General features: G+C 54.0%; 16 protein-coding genes. 9 read left to right on the top strand and 7 right to left on the bottom strand.

All coding sequences use genetic code 11. The features are described from left to right. Positions 1 to 8: 8 nt before the first annotated feature. From argJ to JQR90_RS14245, 3 genes are all read left to right on the top strand, one after another. Complete coding sequence (argJ, locus tag JQR90_RS14255) at positions 9 to 1226, top strand: bifunctional glutamate N-acetyltransferase/amino-acid acetyltransferase ArgJ (RefSeq protein WP_010795307.1); 1218 nt, start codon at positions 9 to 11, stop codon at positions 1224 to 1226. A gap of 91 nt (positions 1227 to 1317) precedes the next feature. Continuing rightward, positions 1318 to 1956 (top strand): glutathione S-transferase family protein, encoded by a 639-nt coding sequence (locus JQR90_RS14250; RefSeq protein WP_010795306.1) that lies wholly within the window; start codon positions 1318 to 1320, stop codon positions 1954 to 1956. Further along, positions 1953 to 2897, top strand: a complete 945-nt coding sequence (locus JQR90_RS14245) for a Nudix family hydrolase (protein WP_010795305.1) — start codon at positions 1953 to 1955, stop codon at positions 2895 to 2897. Before JQR90_RS14250 ends, JQR90_RS14245 begins: the two co-directional genes overlap by 4 nt. A gap of 39 nt (positions 2898 to 2936) precedes the next feature. On the opposite strand, the gene JQR90_RS14240 is transcribed toward JQR90_RS14245, so the two are convergent. Genes JQR90_RS14240 through JQR90_RS14225 form a run of 4 tightly spaced genes read right to left on the bottom strand, consistent with a single transcriptional unit; the run spans position 2937 to position 7568 of the window. Then, positions 2937 to 3992 (bottom strand): hypothetical protein, encoded by a 1056-nt coding sequence (locus JQR90_RS14240; RefSeq protein WP_037029678.1) that lies wholly within the window; start codon positions 3990 to 3992, stop codon positions 2937 to 2939. Then, positions 3982 to 4572 carry a cob(I)yrinic acid a,c-diamide adenosyltransferase gene (locus tag JQR90_RS14235; RefSeq protein ID WP_010795303.1) on the bottom strand — a complete coding sequence of 197 codons (591 nt, stop codon included), beginning with the start codon at positions 4570 to 4572 and terminating at the stop codon, positions 3982 to 3984. Before JQR90_RS14235 ends, JQR90_RS14240 begins: the two co-directional genes overlap by 11 nt. 17 nt (positions 4573 to 4589) lie before the next feature. Continuing rightward, the gene (locus tag JQR90_RS14230; protein ID WP_073449438.1) at positions 4590 to 6611 is read right to left on the bottom strand and encodes a sensor histidine kinase; all 2022 of its coding nucleotides are present in this window, start codon (positions 6609 to 6611) and stop codon (positions 4590 to 4592) included. Between the two features lie 42 nt (positions 6612 to 6653). Beyond that, positions 6654 to 7568, bottom strand: coding sequence for a putative 2-dehydropantoate 2-reductase (locus tag JQR90_RS14225; protein WP_010795301.1), 915 nt, complete (start codon positions 7566 to 7568; stop codon positions 6654 to 6656). A gap of 160 nt (positions 7569 to 7728) precedes the next feature. Here JQR90_RS14225 and JQR90_RS14220 point away from each other — a divergent pair, with 160 nt between their 5' ends. Beyond that, positions 7729 to 8208, top strand: coding sequence for a YajQ family cyclic di-GMP-binding protein (locus JQR90_RS14220; protein WP_010795300.1), 480 nt, complete (start codon positions 7729 to 7731; stop codon positions 8206 to 8208). Positions 8209 to 8328: 120 nt separating this feature from the next. Continuing rightward, positions 8329 to 9174, top strand: coding sequence for a mechanosensitive ion channel family protein (locus JQR90_RS14215; RefSeq protein ID WP_010795299.1), 846 nt, complete (start codon positions 8329 to 8331; stop codon positions 9172 to 9174). Between the two features lie 29 nt (positions 9175 to 9203). Here the strand turns inward: JQR90_RS14215 and JQR90_RS14210 are convergent, their stop codons facing one another. After that, entirely contained in the window at positions 9204 to 10940 is a 1737-nt protein-coding gene (locus tag JQR90_RS14210) for an AmpG family muropeptide MFS transporter (protein WP_010795298.1), read from the bottom strand. Between the two features lie 29 nt (positions 10941 to 10969). Then, positions 10970 to 11323, bottom strand: coding sequence for an MGMT family protein (locus JQR90_RS14205; protein WP_073449436.1), 354 nt, complete (start codon positions 11321 to 11323; stop codon positions 10970 to 10972). A 186-nt stretch (positions 11324 to 11509) separates the two neighbouring features. On the opposite strand from JQR90_RS14205, the gene JQR90_RS14200 reads away from it, so the two are divergent. The 4 genes from JQR90_RS14200 (at position 11510) to groL (ending at position 15408) form a co-directional block, all read left to right on the top strand. Next, a complete protein-coding gene (locus JQR90_RS14200; RefSeq protein WP_073449434.1) occupies positions 11510 to 12523 on the top strand; it encodes a DUF481 domain-containing protein in 1014 nt (337 codons plus the stop codon). Positions 12524 to 12752: 229 nt separating this feature from the next. Next, entirely contained in the window at positions 12753 to 13232 is a 480-nt protein-coding gene (locus JQR90_RS14195; protein WP_010795295.1) for an FxsA family protein, read from the top strand. Between the two features lie 196 nt (positions 13233 to 13428). Further along, complete coding sequence (locus tag JQR90_RS14190) at positions 13429 to 13722, top strand: co-chaperone GroES (protein ID WP_010795294.1); 294 nt, start codon at positions 13429 to 13431, stop codon at positions 13720 to 13722. A gap of 45 nt (positions 13723 to 13767) precedes the next feature. After that, entirely contained in the window at positions 13768 to 15408 is a 1641-nt protein-coding gene (gene groL, locus JQR90_RS14185; protein ID WP_010795293.1) for a chaperonin GroEL, read from the top strand. Positions 15409 to 15470: 62 nt separating this feature from the next. On the opposite strand, the gene JQR90_RS14180 is transcribed toward groL, so the two are convergent. Further along, a complete protein-coding gene (locus JQR90_RS14180; RefSeq protein WP_010795292.1) occupies positions 15471 to 16199 on the bottom strand; it encodes a phosphatase PAP2 family protein in 729 nt (242 codons plus the stop codon). Positions 16200 to 16237 lie beyond the last annotated feature (38 nt).

Here is a 16237-nt window from a genome sequence, read left to right as displayed (position 1 = left end):
GAAACCTCATGGCTGTTGGTCTCGGCCCGTTGTCTACGTTACATCCTGTTCCAGGATTCGAGCTTGGTATTGCATCTGCCGGCATCAAGCGTCCTGGACGCAAGGATGTGGTTGTAATGCGTTGTGAAGAGGGTGCGCGGGTCGCTGGGGTTTTTACGACCAATGCATTTTGTGCCGCTCCGGTTGTTTTGGCGCGTAAACGATTTGCAGGTGATGTGCGTTATCTGCTGACCAACACAGGTAACGCCAATGCAGGTACCGGCGAGCCTGGAATGGCCGCTGCGGAACGTACCTGTCAAGCGCTTGCCGATTTGGCCGGAGTGGAAGCCTCAACCATTCTGCCGTTTTCAACAGGCGTGATTGGCGAGCCGTTGCCTGTCGAGAAGATCGAAGCTGCCCTGCCTGCAGCGCTGGCTGATCTTAAGGCAGACAATTGGGCCCAAGCGGCCAGCGGTATCATGACGACTGATACCCTGCCCAAAGGGGCGAGCCGGCAGTTTACCTTTGACGGGCAAACCGTCACCGTGACGGGCATCAGCAAGGGCGCCGGGATGATTCGTCCCAACATGGCTACCATGCTGGGCTACATTGCGACGGACGCGAAGGTGGCTCAACCCGTTCTGCAGGATTTGTTGCGTGACGCTTCCAATAAATCCTTCAATCGCATCACCATTGATGGCGATACCTCCACCAATGACTGCTGCATGCTGATCGCTACCGGCAAGTCATTGCTCCCCGAGATTGATAGAGCCGAGGGCGAACTGTTCGCACAGCTCAAACGAGCGATTTTCGAGGTGTCCATGGAGCTTGCCCAGGCCATCGTTCGAGACGGCGAGGGTGCAACCAAGTTTGTAACGGTGGAAGTCAACGGCGGCAAGAATCATCAGGAATGCCTAGACGTAGCCTATGCTGTGGCACATTCCCCACTGATCAAGACAGCATTGTTTGCCTCTGACCCCAATTGGGGACGCATTCTGGCGGCAGTTGGCCGAGCAGGCGTTCCGGAGCTGGATGTCAGCCTGATCGATGTTTTCCTTGGTGATGTCTGTATTGCTCAAAAAGGCGGTCGCGCCGCGACCTATACCGAGGCGCAAGGCGCTGAAGTCATGAGCAAAGAGGAAATTGGCATTCGTATTGAATTGGGTCGTGGACATTGCAGTGAGACGATCTGGACAACGGATCTGTCCCATGAATACGTGAAGATCAACGCGGAATACCGCACCTGACGCGAAACATTCCCGATTTATTGAGGAATCGTTTCATAACGCGCCTCTCTTGTGCTCCTATAGATGCATGATTGTGGATAAGGAGAGGCGCGTGTCTCTTACCCTGGTTATCGGTAACAAAAATTACTCGTCTTGGTCGCTTAGAGCCTGGCTGGTCATGGAGCTGTCCGGTGCTACCTATGACGAGCTCCAAATTCCGCTCTACACACCAGACAGCCGTGCGCGGCTTAGACAGCACTCTCCTACCGGTAAGGTACCTGTTCTGAAGACCCCGGAAGGCGTCATCTGGGATTCTCTGGCAATTGCCGAGTATATGGCCGAAAACTACTCGCAAGCAGGACTGTGGCCGTCTGACGCTGCCGCGCGGGCAATGGCCCGTTCATTGTGTGCTGAAATGCACAGCGGTTTTTCAGCGTTGCGTAATCATCTGCCCATGGACCTGAAGCGCCGCCAACGGCTCGCGACGATACCTGCCGAAGCTGAAAATGACATCAAGCGTATCTGTTTCTTATGGGCAGAGTGCCGTGAGCGTTTTGGTGCAGAGGGGCCGTTCCTGTTTGGTCGTGCCAGTATTGCTGACGCTTTTTATGCCCCTGTCGCTACACGCCTGAGAAGTTATTCTGTGTCTCTTGCATCCGATGCTGATGGATATGTAGATGCCATTTACGCATGGCCTGCATTCCAACGCTGGTATGAGGAGGCATTGAAAGAGAAAGAGGTTATTTCATGAGTCGAGTTCACGTCGCAGCAGCGGTTATTCGCAATCCTCAAGGTGAAATCCTGATAGCAAAGCGATCAAAGGAGCAGCACCAGGGTGGTTTGTGGGAGTTTCCAGGTGGAAAGGTCGAGCCTGGCGAGGATGTTCAGGTCGCCCTGGCTCGTGAGCTGAGCGAAGAGTTAGGTATTCAGGTAGAGGCCTGCCGTCCATTGATCCAGGTTTGCCATGACTATACGGATAAGTCGGTTCTACTCGACGTATGGGAGGTCACTTCATTTGCAGGGGAGGCCAAAGGACTCGAAGGCCAACCGTTGGCTTGGGTACGGCCACGTGACTTGCCCGACTATGAATTTCCCGAGGCAAACATTCCTATCGTCAAGGCTGCCCGGCTACCACGCACTTATCTGATCACGCCAGGGGATCTTGAGCCGAAGGCGTTGCTTAATGGGCTTGCCAGAGCATTGGATGCAGGTATCGAGCTGGTTCAGCTGCGCACGCCTGCCTCATTCGATCCTCAATACCGTGACCTCGCAGTGGATGCGCAAGGACTCTGTGCTGGCCGTGCTCAGCTCATGCTCAAGGGGCCATTGGAATGGTTGGGTGACTTTCCGGCTGCCGGATGGCATATAACCAGCCAGCAGCTGCGCCGTTACGCTGACAATGGGCGGCCTTTTCCTGAGCACCGTTGGCTGGCAGCGTCTTGTCATAATGCTGAGGAGCTTGAGCTTGCCAGGCAGATGGGAGTGGACTTCGTAACGCTTTCTCCTGTTCAACCTACCGAGTCTCACCCAGGAGCGCCGACGCTGGGATGGGAAGCCGCGGAAGCGCTTTTGAAGGCATTTAACCATCCTGCATATCTGCTAGGCGGCCTAAGGCCGGCTGACTTGTCCCGTGCCTGGGCGTCGGGTGCCCAGGGGGTAGCGGGTATCCGCGCTTTTTGGCCTGCGGAGTGAACGTTGAGTTCCGGTGCTGATACGGTCACCGGAATCTATCTAACGAGGTCTGTCTGGCCCCGTTAGCTGAGAGGAGTCAGTCAGCGGGGTGGGCAGCAGTAGTTCACCCAGCTCGCTAGCCCGGCGAGCAATAACCTTTTGCTTGAATACTTCAAGAATTTCGACCAGTACTTCATCAAGATCCGTTTGTCCTCGAGGTAGACTTTCATCGAAGCTACGATCAGCAATACGGCTGGCCAACGCCTTAAAGTCTCTTGACTGCAGACCAACAACCGCCTCACGGATCAGGCGATTGACGATATCGGCAAGCGTATTGTCGAGAGACTTGGCGAGGCGATCGCCCATAGGAAGTCGCTTCAGGGATTTGATGTCCTCGTTTTCGGCTACTGCCGAGCTGATCAATTCGCTGACATAGCGATGTAGCGTAGCCTGGTTATGAGCATAGCTTTCATTGATCATGCGTTGTAACCGCGAGGCGACCGCATCTATCAGCTGCTGTTTGCGTGGTCGAATGACATCGTCGATCACGCGGCTGGAAAAGTCGTCCTGCGTACGAAGCTCTTCCTGTATCTCACCGAAGATTTTGATCATGACGCGATCGGAGATTTCCTCCATCAAGAGCTGATAGTAGTGATTGAGAAACTCGTAGAGGCGCCAATGACGAATGTCGATGAGGCCCAGCCGTTGCAGACGAATAAGCAGGGAGGCGACGCGCAAGGCTCTCAAGAGGCGGAAACCACTCAGGGGAATGCAACCTAGAACGTCATACCAGTGAATAAAAGGGTAGTACCACCATTTGCCATGACAACGCTCTGCAATGGCAATCGCCCAGCCCAGCAGTACATCCAGAATGAAAAATGCAACAAAGCAAAGATCGATTATCTGGAAGTGTGCATGCACATAATGAGCATACCAGCCATGTGCAGTGGGGCTGGCCAGCTCAACCAGACGATTCAACGGGCCAATCGAATAAAGGCTATCAAACAGAATCAATGCCAGATTGGCGCATACCAATACGAGAATGAATCCATCCCAGGCGGCATGGAGCCCTTCGCGGCGACGTGTCGGTGGAAGGGCGGTGGGATCAGCCATCATGATGTCCCGCTTTCTGAGCCGGCTTCCACAAGTGCTCGGCAATACCCTGACGCCTACCAATGATACGTGCGACAACAAACAGCAAGTCCGAAAGGCGGTTGAGATAAGCCATCCCTACACCTTCGAGCGGCTCGCTTAGGTTTAACGTCTGGCAACGCCGCTCGGCACGTCGAGCGATGCTGCGTGCGGTATGAGCCAACGCAACGGCACGTGAACCGCCGGGCAGGATGAAGTTCTCCAGGGGCCCCAGCTCTTCATTCCAGGTATCGATCGCCTGCTCCAGTCGTTCGATCTCATCGTGGTCCAGCGCGCGATAATCTGGCATGGCCAATTCACCACCCAGATCGAACAGGCGATGCTGGCAGGGCGCCAGGACGTCAATGACGGAGGCAAGCTCGGGGATGTGAACCTGCTGATCCTCCAGCTCTGCAAGCAGAACGCCCAGCATGCTATTGAGTTCGTCCACATCACCAATGGCCTCGATACGAGGATGGTCCTTGCGGACGCGGCTGCCGTCTGCCAGACCTGTTTCGCCTGTGTCACCGGTTCGGGTGTAGATTTTTGACAGGCGATAGCCCATGTACAAGCTCCTTGGTATCAGTTGTTGCCTGCCTCCGGCTGATTGAGCGGCAAGCGCAGGGTAAAGCAGGTGCCTTCACCAGGTCTGGAATGGACCTCCATTTGACCCTTGTGGTTGTTGGTAATGATGAAATAAGACACGGACAAACCCAGTCCGGTCCCTTGTCCCACTTCCTTGGTGGTAAAGAAGGGTTCGAAGATCCGCTTGCAAATTGATTCCGGAATCCCGATCCCATTGTCCTCAACCTGAATTTCTGCCCAATCGCCTCGGCGGTATGTACGCAGCACCACACGGCCCGTTTCGCCTTCTTCTTCATCATCCCGTTGATGAATGGCCTGGGCCGCGTTCTTCAACAGATTGAGGAGAACCTGCTCAAGTTCATTGGCAATAACCGGTACGGGGCCCAGATCCGGATCAAATTCACATTGGATATTGAGTGCGCGGAAGTCGAAACCTTCTGCCAGGTCAAAATCATTGCCAGCAATTTCGATGGCTTGGTCGATCAGGGAGGGCAGGTCGCAGGCGACCATCTTGCGGTTGCTTCGACGACTGAAAGCCAGCATGTGACTGACGATTTTGGCGGCACGGCTTCCTGCCTGATGAATCCCATCAAGAAGACGGGGGATTTCCCGTCCCTCCAGGTAGCAGTTCACATCCTCCAGTCCCACGCCGCACTCTGCTGCCTGATCGATATTCTTGGGAAGCTCTGGTGAAAGTCGGCGGCGGATATTCTGAACGTTATGCAGGATGGCACCGAGCGGATTATTAATTTCATGCGCCATGCCCGCAGCCAATCCACCGACCGAGAGCATTTTTTCGGACTGCACCATCAGCTCTTCCATGTTCAGGCGCTGGGTGATGTCATCGATTCGGATGACGACTCCGCGTCCGGCACCGCCCATGAGTGGATAAAAGGTCAGCGTGTAATGTCGGGGAGCGTCAATCAGCGCCCAGGTGACACGCTCTACTTTTTCCACACGCATATGTTCGGCCGCGCGACTTAGCTGGGGAAGAAACGGTTTGATTGAGGGGAAGGCCAGAAAAATAGGTTGATTCAACGCCTCATCCAGATTGGTGCCTGAGAGGTTGGTTGCCTCCTGGTTCCACTGCGTCACATAGAACTGTTCATCGACAGCAATCAGTGCCGATGGCATCGAGTCGATGATGCTGTTTAGGTAATTTTGAAAGCCGGTGAGCTTTTTCTCGATCTTGCCCCGTACCTGAACTTCCAGTTCGAGCTTTCGGTTCGAGCGACGTGTTTCTTCGGCCAGGGTTTGAGCCTGAAGCACTGCGGACTGGGCGTCATCACGGGCGCGTTTGAGCTGTTGCTCGCGGCCCTCGATGCGGGTCAGCATCGTATTGAAAGCATCTGCCAGCCGACCTATTTCGTCGTCACTACCCTTGCCAGCGCGCAGCGAGTAATTTTCCTCGCGGGTAACCTGGCGAGACAGCTCTTCCAACTGAAGGATCGGCCGGGTGATCAACAGACGAATCTGTCTGGCCACAACAAACCAGAGCAGGAGACTGAACACCAGAATGGCGATACTGGCGGTCAGCGTTCCGGTATAGAAGGCCCCGGGTAACTCGCTGCTGGCGACCAGCAGCAAATGGCCGGAGCGGCCATCTTCTTGAGGAAGGTCGATCAGCACATTCGTACGAAACTCACGCAAGCGCCAGTTTTCAAGGCTTGTGTAATGCGTAGGCAGCTTTAGCAACGTGCCATTTTGTATTTCGGCAAGTAGATGCCCGTCCTGGTTGTAAATGGCGGCCAGGCGGAGCGGGCTGTAATTGTCGAGTCGATGCAGAAGCGCTTCAGCCCGCTCCTTGGAGCTCAGCGCCTCCTGGCTCAGCGTGGGGATTGCCAGCAGCCTGCCAACCGTTTGCAACGCCTGGGGCGTCATGTTTTCCTGGGAAATCCAGTAGGCTGCAGAGATGAAGGTAATGTTAGCTACCAGCAACACAGCGCTTAACAGTACAAGAAGCGCAGCCAACAACTTCTGGCCAACCGGAAGATTTCTGAGTCGCTCGCGCAGAATCATGGCTTACATCGCTGCAATAGGATCGGAAAGGGTAGCCTGCGCTTAGTCTACCGGCAATCCATGGGTCTCCAGATGATCGATCAAGTGGCGATGGAGTTGCTCAAGGGCTCCCAGCTTGAGTCCATGGCGCTGGGCCTCTTGCAGTGCATGGCCAAGCAAAAAACTGATTTCCGTACGACGCCCATGAGTAACGTCCTGAAGCATTGATGAGGTGTTGTCGGCAGTCGCATCAATTACAGCCAGCACCGCTTCCTGAAGGCCAGGGGCAAGGTTTCCGTGCCCGACTGCCTCCAATAACGCGCCCAGTTCAAGGGTGAGGGCTTTGATCTCGCCAGCGTAGGCGTTGAGCTCACCATTACGGCATTTATGGAGCACCGTTAAAGGGTTGATGGCACAGTTGATGGCAAGCTTGCGCCAGAGTTGCCCCATGATTTCTATTGACCACTGGACCGGTATGTCCGCCTCGTTGAGCTCATCCAGCCACTCCGGTACATGATCGGGATGAGCCGGATCACCCAGCCAAGTGTGGCCTTTCCCAGCCTGGACGATGCTGAAATCGGACTCACGGAAGGCGCCTTCCGTGCTGCTTGCAAGTATGCAGCGAGCCCGCGGTATACGCTCGACTACGCGTTCCTGGCTGCCAATGCCGTTCTGCAGCAGAACCACTTCAGCGCCAGGAATGAGGCGGGATGCCACGGCTGCGACGGCGTCCTCCGCATCGTAAGCCTTGCAGGCCACCAGCAGGCGTCGGATGGGGGAGGTCTCTTGAGGTGTTTCGGCAGGCAATGGGTAAAGGCTGTCCTGCTTACCCTCACGTAAGGAGAGTCCACCGGCTGCCCGGTATTGGGCCAGGCGCAAGCGGTCTTTGAAGATCAGGCGTACCGGGATGCCTGCGCGAAACAAGCGCGCTGCCCACAACCCCCCCAGACTTCCCGCTCCCAGAATGTGCCAGCTCATGACGTTATACCTCGTTAGCAAAAATAGAAGGAACCCATGTTTCATGTCCGGGCAGGATGGAATTCCGGGTAATCGACCACAGTCGTTATAATGGCTGCCCCTTTTTGATCGTCAAGCCAGTCGCATCAAGTCAAGCGCCTGGCCTACATGGAGATATGACATGCCTTCTTTTGATGTAGTGTCCGAACTGGATAAACATGAAGTGACCAATGCGGTTGAAAATGCCATGAAGGAACTGGATCGCCGCTATGACCTACGCGGAAAGGGCTCCTTTGAATTCAAAGAGCTTACCGTCACGCTAACGGCGGAAGCGGATTTTCAACTTGAGCAGATGTTGGAGATCCTGAAAATGAATTTAGCCAAGCGCAAGATCGATGTGCAGTGTCTGGAAGTTAAGGATGCCTATGCCTCTGGCAAAAGTGTCAAGCAGGAAGTTGTACTGCGTGAAGGCATCGATAAAGAGCTTGCCAAAAAAATCGTTGCCACCATCAAGGACAGCAAGATCAAGGTTCAGGCCGCAATCCAGGGCGAGCAGGTCCGCGTGACTGGCAAGAAGCGCGATGAGCTTCAGGAAACCATTGCCATGTTGCGCGGCCAGGAATTGGGCATGCCGCTGCAGTTCAATAATTTCCGTGATTAGCCCTTCTGCATGACTTGGCGTCCCGCGTGACGGGAACCTTCTTAGTACCGGTACGTCGCACTTAGCGTGACCAACTGCTATAGGCCGGTCATCTTCCATTGATTTAAGGAGAATCCAACGATGGATCTAAGTGTGCAGTTCGACCGACTTCTTGCTGCTTCTGAAGCCTGGCTGCCGGTCATACTGCAGTACATAGGGCAACTGTTACTGGCTCTCATTACCCTAGCTATTGGCTGGTGGGTTATTAATAAGGTAACAGACAACATGTCCCGCCTATTAAGGGCTCGTCGCGTTGATGCCGAGCTGCTCGGTTTCGTAGGCAGCTTGGCTAATATTGTTCTCAAAGTACTGCTCGCTGTCAGTGTGGCTTCCATGATTGGCATTGCCACGACCTCCTTTGTGGCCGTGATTGGTGCTGCAGGTCTGGCTGTCGGGCTCGCGTTGCAAGGCAGCTTGGCAAATTTTGCAGGTGGTGTGCTGATCTTGATGTTCCGCCCTTACCGCGTGGGCGAATTCATTGAGGCCCAGGGTGTAATGGGAACGGTTGATTCTGTGCAAATCTTTCATACGATTCTGTTAACGGGGGACAACAAGACAGTTACGATCCCGAACGGAACACTTTCCAATGGCATCATTACTAACTACTCACGCCAGGCCAAGCGTAAGGTGATTTTTGATGTAGGCGTGGACTATGAGGCAGATCTGCAAAAAGGGCGGGAGGTTCTGCTCAAGTTAGCTGAAGATGCACGTGTCCACCGTGATCCAGCACCAGAGGTGGTTGTTTCTGCCTTGGGTGATAGTGCAATTACATTGTCTCTGCGCTTCTGGACTAACAGTGGGGATTACTGGCCGTTGATGTTCATGCTGAACGAACAGGTCCGAGATCGACTTGGCGAAGTTGGTATCGGAATTCCTTTTCCCCAACGTGTTCTGCATATGGTTTCAGAGAAAAAAGAGACTGCCTAAGCGAAGCCCGCCTACTGGCGGACTTTTTATTACGGCGGAGAAATGCTTGGCTCGCCTGTGCTTGTTTGCCGACTGGACTGGCTTCGCTGCCTTATCCAGAGCACTGCAATCAGAATCAGTGTTGGAATTCCTAATAGGGATGTGATCATGAAGAATGAAACATACCCCACATGCTCAACCATGCTTCCAGAGTATCCACCTAGCAGGCGTGGCAACAAGAGCATAAGCGAGCTTAGAAGCGCATATTGAGTTGCAGAGAAGCGAAGGTTAGTCAGGCTCGACAGATAGGCAATAAAGGCGGAGGACGCTAACCCAGCACTGAAATTATCGCAACAGATTGCAATCACTAGCAGCATGGTGTTAGCGCCTGTTGTAGCAATCAGGGCAAACAGTAAATTAGTCAACGCTGAAGCAAGACCGCCCAGAAAAAGAATCGGAAGAATACTTATCCGTGCTGTTAATACGCCACCCGCCGCTGCGCCAAGCAGGGTCATGACCACCCCAAATACCTTGCTGACGGTGGCAATAGTCTCTTTGCTGTATCCCACATCAATATAAAATACACCCGCCATCACCCCCATAACGGTATCGGATAGGCGATAGGTCGAAATTAGACCCAGCAGCATTAGGGCCTGCCATCGATAGCGCTGTATGAACTCGCTGACCGGTGTCAGAACAGGTCCCATAAGCTTGCGTCCCGAACTGGATAAGCAAAGCGCTGCGATAAGAAGGTACATAAGGCCGCGAGGCCAATAGCCTCCAAAAAAGGATTTGCAGCCACCCGTTACGGCAATACATAACACGATCAATACGATGACCGAGACTGCTTGGTGTGCAAAGTCAAAGCGTGGCACTTCGTCTGCATTACAGGCGGTCTGATGCAGATCCATAGGTTGGCGGACTTTTTCAAGTAAATCCTTGATGGGCTCATAGATCCGACGACCCCAAGGAGATATGCAACCAATAATAAACAGGGCATAGAGCAGTGCGCGTGGCCAGGCAAAATCAATAATTGCGTTGATCATGGCCGGAATGGAAACCAGCATTACCAACACAAGGGTCACAGACAGTAACTGGTGATTAAAGCCGAATCGAGAATCAGCGAGGCCCATGGGAGCGGCCAGCGGAGGTTCTCGAATCAGGAGACTGGTAAGCAGCCCAGGTAATACCAGTAAGGCAAACAGCATATAAGTAGTCGCCCAGGCGGACTGACTATAATTCAGGACACTTGAGCCTAATATTTCAGCCAGGAACAAGGCGCCAGCACTTGCCAGGAGCGAGGCTATTCGGTAACCCGTCATATAACAGGCGGCCAGCGCAGCCTGATGCGAATCTTCGGCAATCTCCAGCCGATAGGCGTCCACAGCGATATCTTGCGTAGCCGAAGCGAACGCTACCATTACTGCCAGTGCAATCATGGCGCTCAAGTCATATTGAGGATTACATAAGGCCATGCCCAGTAGACCGACCCCCACCAATACCTGTGATAGCACAAGCCAGGAGCGTCGACGGCCCAGACTGCCAATGACCGGCAGGCGCCACTGATCGAGCATGGGCGACCATACCCATTTGAAGGCGTAGGCAAGACCGATCCAGCTGGCATACCCGATGGTTTCACGCGAGACGCCAGCCTCCCTCAACCAGACGGACAGGGTCGAGAAAACCAGCATCGTCGGAAGGCCTGCGGCAAACCCCATCAGCAGCAAGGCCAGACAGGCAGGGGACTTGTACGTGGCGAGGGCTTCTCGCCAGAAGTTTCTGATCATGCGAACCGGTATTTACAAAAACACACACTCTACTCGCAAGCCTGAAGTGGATTCCACCTGTGCCGACGCATGTCCACCTGATCATTGTGAAAAATGATGCCTTCAGCCCGTAATCGCTGTCGTTGCTCGATACCCGGAAGGGAGTCGGACGGTAAGCTGATCCGACCATCTGCTCCGATCACTCGGTGCCAGGGAAGGGTGGTCCCTTCCGGCAGACGGGAAAGTGTACGTCCTACCCATCGAGCCGCGCGGCCCAGGCCAGCCAGTTCAGCTAACTGACCGTAGCTGACGACCTTTCCAGGCGGTATTTCTGCCATGACGCCGAAAAGCGCTGCCTGGCGAGTCTCGGGTGTGTCTGAATGTTGGAAAAGGGAGTGAGGCATAGGACTGAACTCGACGTATTTCAAAAAACAAGCAAAGAAATGCTGGGCCAGTGGAATTTGTTAATGAAAATCAGTCATATGCGCTTGGCGTGAAAAGGTTGCTCAACCTCACCCGCGATTATTTCTGCTTTCTTAACAAGGGCCGGACAAACATAACCGGTTCATATCTCTACAACGGCGTCTTTTATGTTGTCACGAACTCTCTTTTGCCTTGCCGCTTTTTCAGCCCTTTCCAGTACCGCTTTTGCGGACACGGTATGGCTGAAAAATGGTGACCGCTTGACCGGGACGATCAAGCTTTTAGACAGCAAGAAGCTATTGTTGCAGACCGATTACGGTGGCTCCATTCCCTTGTCCTGGGACAAGGTGGCTACGCTGCAGCGCGATCAGCCCGTGCTGGTGCAGCGTGGTGAATACGAGGAGGATGTCGAGGTCAAGAGCCTCAAGCCTGCCGGCCAGGGTCAGGTCATTGTCGAAACGGCAGAGCAGGGCGCGCAGACCGTACCGCTGGCGAGCATCAGCCAGATTGTGCCACCAAAGCCGCTCCTGCATGACTTTACCTGGAAGGGCAACATCGATGCGGCATTGAATTACAAGCGTGCCGACAAGGATACAGACGACTACGACATCGACTTCAAGACCCAGGCTCGGCACGGTATGTGGCGTCACAATGCCCAGGGCAGTTACGACCGTGAAAAGAAGGACGGAGCGGTATCCACGGATAACTGGTCGCTTCAGTACGCGCTGGATCGTTTCTTCAATGAAAAGTTTTTCTGGCAGGGACGGCTGTCCTATGACAGGGACAAAGTCGAAGACATCGCTCGCCAGCGTAACGTTGGTACAGGCCCGGGCTATCAGTTCTGGGATAACGAACTGGGATCCTTCTCCCTGACAGCGCTGCTGGATCGCGCCGACTATCAATACCGCGATGGTGACAAGGACAGCTTCTACTCCGTGTCAATGAAGTGGGACTACAACCGTTACGTATACGGACAGACGGTTCAGCTATTCACTACTGGTGAAGTAGGACGCCCGCTGGACAATACCGCGGACTTCAGCCTGGATACGGATTTAGGGCTGCGCTACAAGGTCACCAATTGGGCGTCTCTTAACCTGAAGGCGTCAAAGCAGCTAGTCAGCGGGGCCAAGGGAAGTCTCAACGAAACCCAATACAGCGCAGGGATTGGCGTAACGTGGTAACTGCTTGTGCTAGGGCGCCCTTGTGGCGCCTTATCCAGCCAGTAGTCAGCTGAATCCTCATCAATCCATACCTTGTAACACTCCTTTCTATTGCGCAGAAGCCCGTGTCGTCTGGCCTTGAGTGTCTATTGATAGCGTGATTCCACACGCAAGGGTTGAATTAATCCCTGGTCAACGCCACCTTGGAGTTTTGGTAGGTTCGGCCTTGGAGGCCCCAAAGGACACTGCGATGCGCAAATTCCTGTTTCTGTTTTTACTGTTTCCCCTGTTGGAACTGGCAGTCATGATCAAGATTGGCAGTTCCATTGGAGTCGGCTGGACGTTGATCCTGCTGGTCCTGAGTACTCTCATTGGTATTGGCATGCTTCGGGTGGCCGGCTTCACGACGCTTTGGCGGGCTCGTATACGTATTGCCATGGGTGAAGTGCCTGAGAAAGAGATCATGCAGGGACTGACGATGGCCGTCAGCGGCTCCTTGTTTGTCCTACCCGGCTTTATCAGTGATGTGCTGGCGCTGCTAGTGCTGTTACCCATTACACGCAAGTTACTGATAGGGTCTGTAATGGCGCGGATCAATGTGCGCGGAGGTGGGCAGACTTATCAGCACAGACCGGGTGATTTTCATCAAAATCATCAGCGCCCCGAGGCCCCTCGCGTGATTGAAGGTGAGTACGAACGGCGAGATGATAAGAAGCCGTTTAATCACTGAATTAGAAAATTTTTTTGCTCTGCCCCTTGAAATGATTTTCTACAACCTCATGTAGCGGACACCGTAAGGTTCTTGCCATTGGCAGGCTGAATTCGCACCTTGCATTGCAGGGTGCACCCGGCGAAGCCGGTTAAAACAAAACAGCCGGTGGTCTTCACCGGTAATTGGAAACGCTTACATATTAGGAGATACGACTATGAAGCTTCGTCCTCTGCATGATCGCGTCGTGATCCGTCGCAGCGAAGAAGAAACCAAGACTGCTGGCGGCATCGTGCTGCCGGGCTCGGCTGCCGAAAAGCCGAATCGTGGTGAAGTCGTTGCGGTAGGAACCGGTCGCGTTCTGGATAACGGCGAAGTTCGCGCTCCAGCTGTAAAGGTTGGCGACAAAGTAGTATTTGGTCCCTATTCCGGCAGCAACGCCATCAAGGTTGATGGCGAAGAACTGCTGATCATGGCTGAGTCCGAGATCCTGGCTGTACTGGAAGGCTGATTGCCGATCCCTGTTTCCACCGAATTCGTTTAGAGGAAAAAGAACATGGCTGCTAAAGAAGTCAAATTCGGCGACTCCGCCCGCAAGAAAATGCTGGTCGGCGTAAACGTTCTGGCTGACGCTGTAAAGGCAACACTGGGCCCGAAAGGTCGTAACGTTGTTTTGGACAAGAGCTTTGGCGCTCCGACCATCACCAAAGATGGCGTTTCCGTTGCCAAAGAAATCGAGCTGAAAGACAAGTTCGAAAACATGGGTGCTCAGCTGGTCAAGGACGTTGCGTCCAAGGCTAACGATGCAGCTGGTGACGGTACTACCACTGCTACCGTTCTGGCTCAGTCCATCGTGAACGAAGGCCTGAAGGCTGTTGCTGCCGGCATGAACCCAATGGATCTGAAGCGCGGCATCGACAAGGCAACCATCGCGATCGTTGCTCAGCTTAAGGAACTGTCCAAGCCTTGCGCCGATTTCCGTGCCATCGCTCAGGTAGGTACCATTTCCGCCAACTCCGACGAATCCATCGGCAGCATCATTGCTGAAGCCATGGAAAAAGTAGGCAAGGAAGGCGTGATCACTGTTGAAGAAGGTTCCGGCCTGGAAAACGAACTGTCTGTCGTAGAAGGCATGCAGTTTGACCGTGGCTACCTGTCTCCTTACTTCATCAACAAGCCGGACACCATGTCCGCCGAGCTGGACAACCCGCTGCTGCTGTTGGTTGACAAGAAGATCTCCAACATTCGCGAAATGCTGCCGGTGCTGGAATCCGTTGCCAAGGCTGGCCGTCCGCTGCTGATCGTTGCTGAAGACGTTGAAGGCGAAGCGCTGGCTACTCTGGTCGTCAACAACATGCGTGGCATCGTCAAGGTTGCTGCTGTCAAGGCGCCTGGCTTCGGTGATCGCCGCAAAGCCATGCTGCAGGATATTGCCATCCTGACTGGCGGCACTGTGATCTCTGAAGAAGTAGGCCTGAGCCTGGAAAGCACCACTCTGGAGCACCTGGGTCAAGCCAAGCGCGTTGTTATCAACAAGGAAAACACCACTGTTATCGACGGTGCTGGCGTTCAGGTTGATATCGAAGCTCGCGTCAAGCAGATCCGTGCTCAGATCGAAGAGACTTCTTCCGATTACGACCGTGAAAAACTGCAAGAGCGTCTGGCCAAGCTGGCTGGCGGTGTTGCCGTGATCAAGGTAGGTGCGGCAACTGAAGTTGAAATGAAAGAGAAGAAGGCGCGTGTGGAAGACGCCCTGCACGCAACTCGTGCAGCCGTTGAAGAAGGCGTGGTGCCTGGCGGTGGCGTAGCCCTGGTTCGTTCCCTGCAGGCCATCGAAGGTCTGAAAGGCGACAACGAAGATCAGAACGTAGGTATCGCTCTGCTGCGTCGTGCTGTTGAAGCACCTCTGCGTCAGATCGTTGCCAACGCGGGTGGCGAGCCAAGCGTCGTGGTTGACAAGGTCAAGGCCGGTGAAGGCAACTACGGCTTCAACGCTGCGACCGGCGAATACGGCGACATGATCGAGATGGGTATTCTTGACCCCGCTAAAGTGACTCGTAGCGCCCTGCAGGCTGCTGCCTCTATTGGCGGCCTGATGGTAACTACCGAAGCCATGGTTGCTGATATCCCAGAAGACAAGGCTGCTCCGGCAATGCCTGACATGGGCGGCATGGGCGGTATGGGCGGCATGATGTAAGCCACCCAGCTACCTAGCTGAAAAAGCCCGGCCTAATGGTCGGGCTTTTTTATGGGCAATACTTAAAGCGCAGACGGGGCGGGAGCAGTCTTTTCTGGTGAAGTGGTCGGGCGGTAAAGCATTAATCGGTAAAAAGCCAGACACACCAACCAATCAAAAAGTGCCGTCCATATGTTATGGGAAAGAAAGTGAGCCCCTTGCATCATCCTTCCGATGGAAAAGATGCAGCCCAGCGCGAAGGCCGCAGCTAATGCGCCGCGTGCCAGCCGTGCACGGCGATCGCGCAAAAAGAAATAGAATGCAAACAAGGTAAAACCACTGGAAGCATGGCCGCCGGGCCAGCACAGATTGTTCTTGTTGGTCGCAGGGCGCTCTGACAATAACGGGGAGTAAACCTGGTCACCGCCATATTGAACCAGACTCCAAGGGCAGGGGACGTCGGTCAGCTTTTTCAGTGGCATGACAAGCGCTGTACACGTACCCATTGCAAGCACCAAGTATCCCAACGACTTGCGCCAAGGTTTCAGAGGTGTCCAGAAAAAGCTCAGGATCGAGCCTGCAATGGCAATAATACCGATCAGGATAACCAGCTGTTTGGCCCGATCATGCAGAACATCCTCAAGAAAGGCACTGTGTCGCCCAATAAACCCTGTGCCTGGATCATAGAATGCATCGGCCAGTGCAAAGTCGAGGCGTGTGGGCTCAACACTCAATAAAAGAATCATTACTGCCAAAGGCAGACCCAGAGCCCAGAAAAAGTTGAGCGGGCGAGAGTAAGCAGAAGCGTTCATGGGTATCCTAGAAGGAGAGAGGCAATTGTTTACAGGGA

Source organism: Pseudomonas sp. JZ114, assembly GCF_051027705.1.
In the GTDB taxonomy this organism is placed as follows: domain Bacteria; phylum Pseudomonadota; class Gammaproteobacteria; order Pseudomonadales; family Pseudomonadaceae; genus Chryseomonas; species Chryseomonas luteola.
This window is presented reverse-complemented; position numbering and strand designations above follow the sequence as displayed.

Coding starts and splice junctions, on each gene's coding strand:
- argJ (WP_010795307.1), top strand. CDS start 9: ATGGCTGTTGGTCTCGGCCCGTTGTCTACGTTACATCCTGTTCCAGGA.
- JQR90_RS14245 (WP_010795305.1), top strand. CDS start 1,953: ATGAGTCGAGTTCACGTCGCAGCAGCGGTTATTCGCAATCCTCAAGGT.
- JQR90_RS14240 (WP_037029678.1), bottom strand. CDS start 3,992: ATGATGGCTGATCCCACCGCCCTTCCACCGACACGTCGCCGCGAAGGG.
- JQR90_RS14235 (WP_010795303.1), bottom strand. CDS start 4,572: ATGGGCTATCGCCTGTCAAAAATCTACACCCGAACCGGTGACACAGGC.
- JQR90_RS14230 (WP_073449438.1), bottom strand. CDS start 6,611: ATGATTCTGCGCGAGCGACTCAGAAATCTTCCGGTTGGCCAGAAGTTG.
- JQR90_RS14225 (WP_010795301.1), bottom strand. CDS start 7,568: ATGAGCTGGCACATTCTGGGAGCGGGAAGTCTGGGGGGGTTGTGGGCA.
- JQR90_RS14220 (WP_010795300.1), top strand. CDS start 7,729: ATGCCTTCTTTTGATGTAGTGTCCGAACTGGATAAACATGAAGTGACC.
- JQR90_RS14215 (WP_010795299.1), top strand. CDS start 8,329: ATGGATCTAAGTGTGCAGTTCGACCGACTTCTTGCTGCTTCTGAAGCC.
- JQR90_RS14210 (WP_010795298.1), bottom strand. CDS start 10,940: ATGATCAGAAACTTCTGGCGAGAAGCCCTCGCCACGTACAAGTCCCCT.
- JQR90_RS14205 (WP_073449436.1), bottom strand. CDS start 11,323: ATGCCTCACTCCCTTTTCCAACATTCAGACACACCCGAGACTCGCCAG.
- JQR90_RS14200 (WP_073449434.1), top strand. CDS start 11,510: ATGTTGTCACGAACTCTCTTTTGCCTTGCCGCTTTTTCAGCCCTTTCC.
- JQR90_RS14195 (WP_010795295.1), top strand. CDS start 12,753: ATGCGCAAATTCCTGTTTCTGTTTTTACTGTTTCCCCTGTTGGAACTG.
- JQR90_RS14190 (WP_010795294.1), top strand. CDS start 13,429: ATGAAGCTTCGTCCTCTGCATGATCGCGTCGTGATCCGTCGCAGCGAA.
- groL (WP_010795293.1), top strand. CDS start 13,768: ATGGCTGCTAAAGAAGTCAAATTCGGCGACTCCGCCCGCAAGAAAATG.
- JQR90_RS14180 (WP_010795292.1), bottom strand. CDS start 16,199: ATGAACGCTTCTGCTTACTCTCGCCCGCTCAACTTTTTCTGGGCTCTG.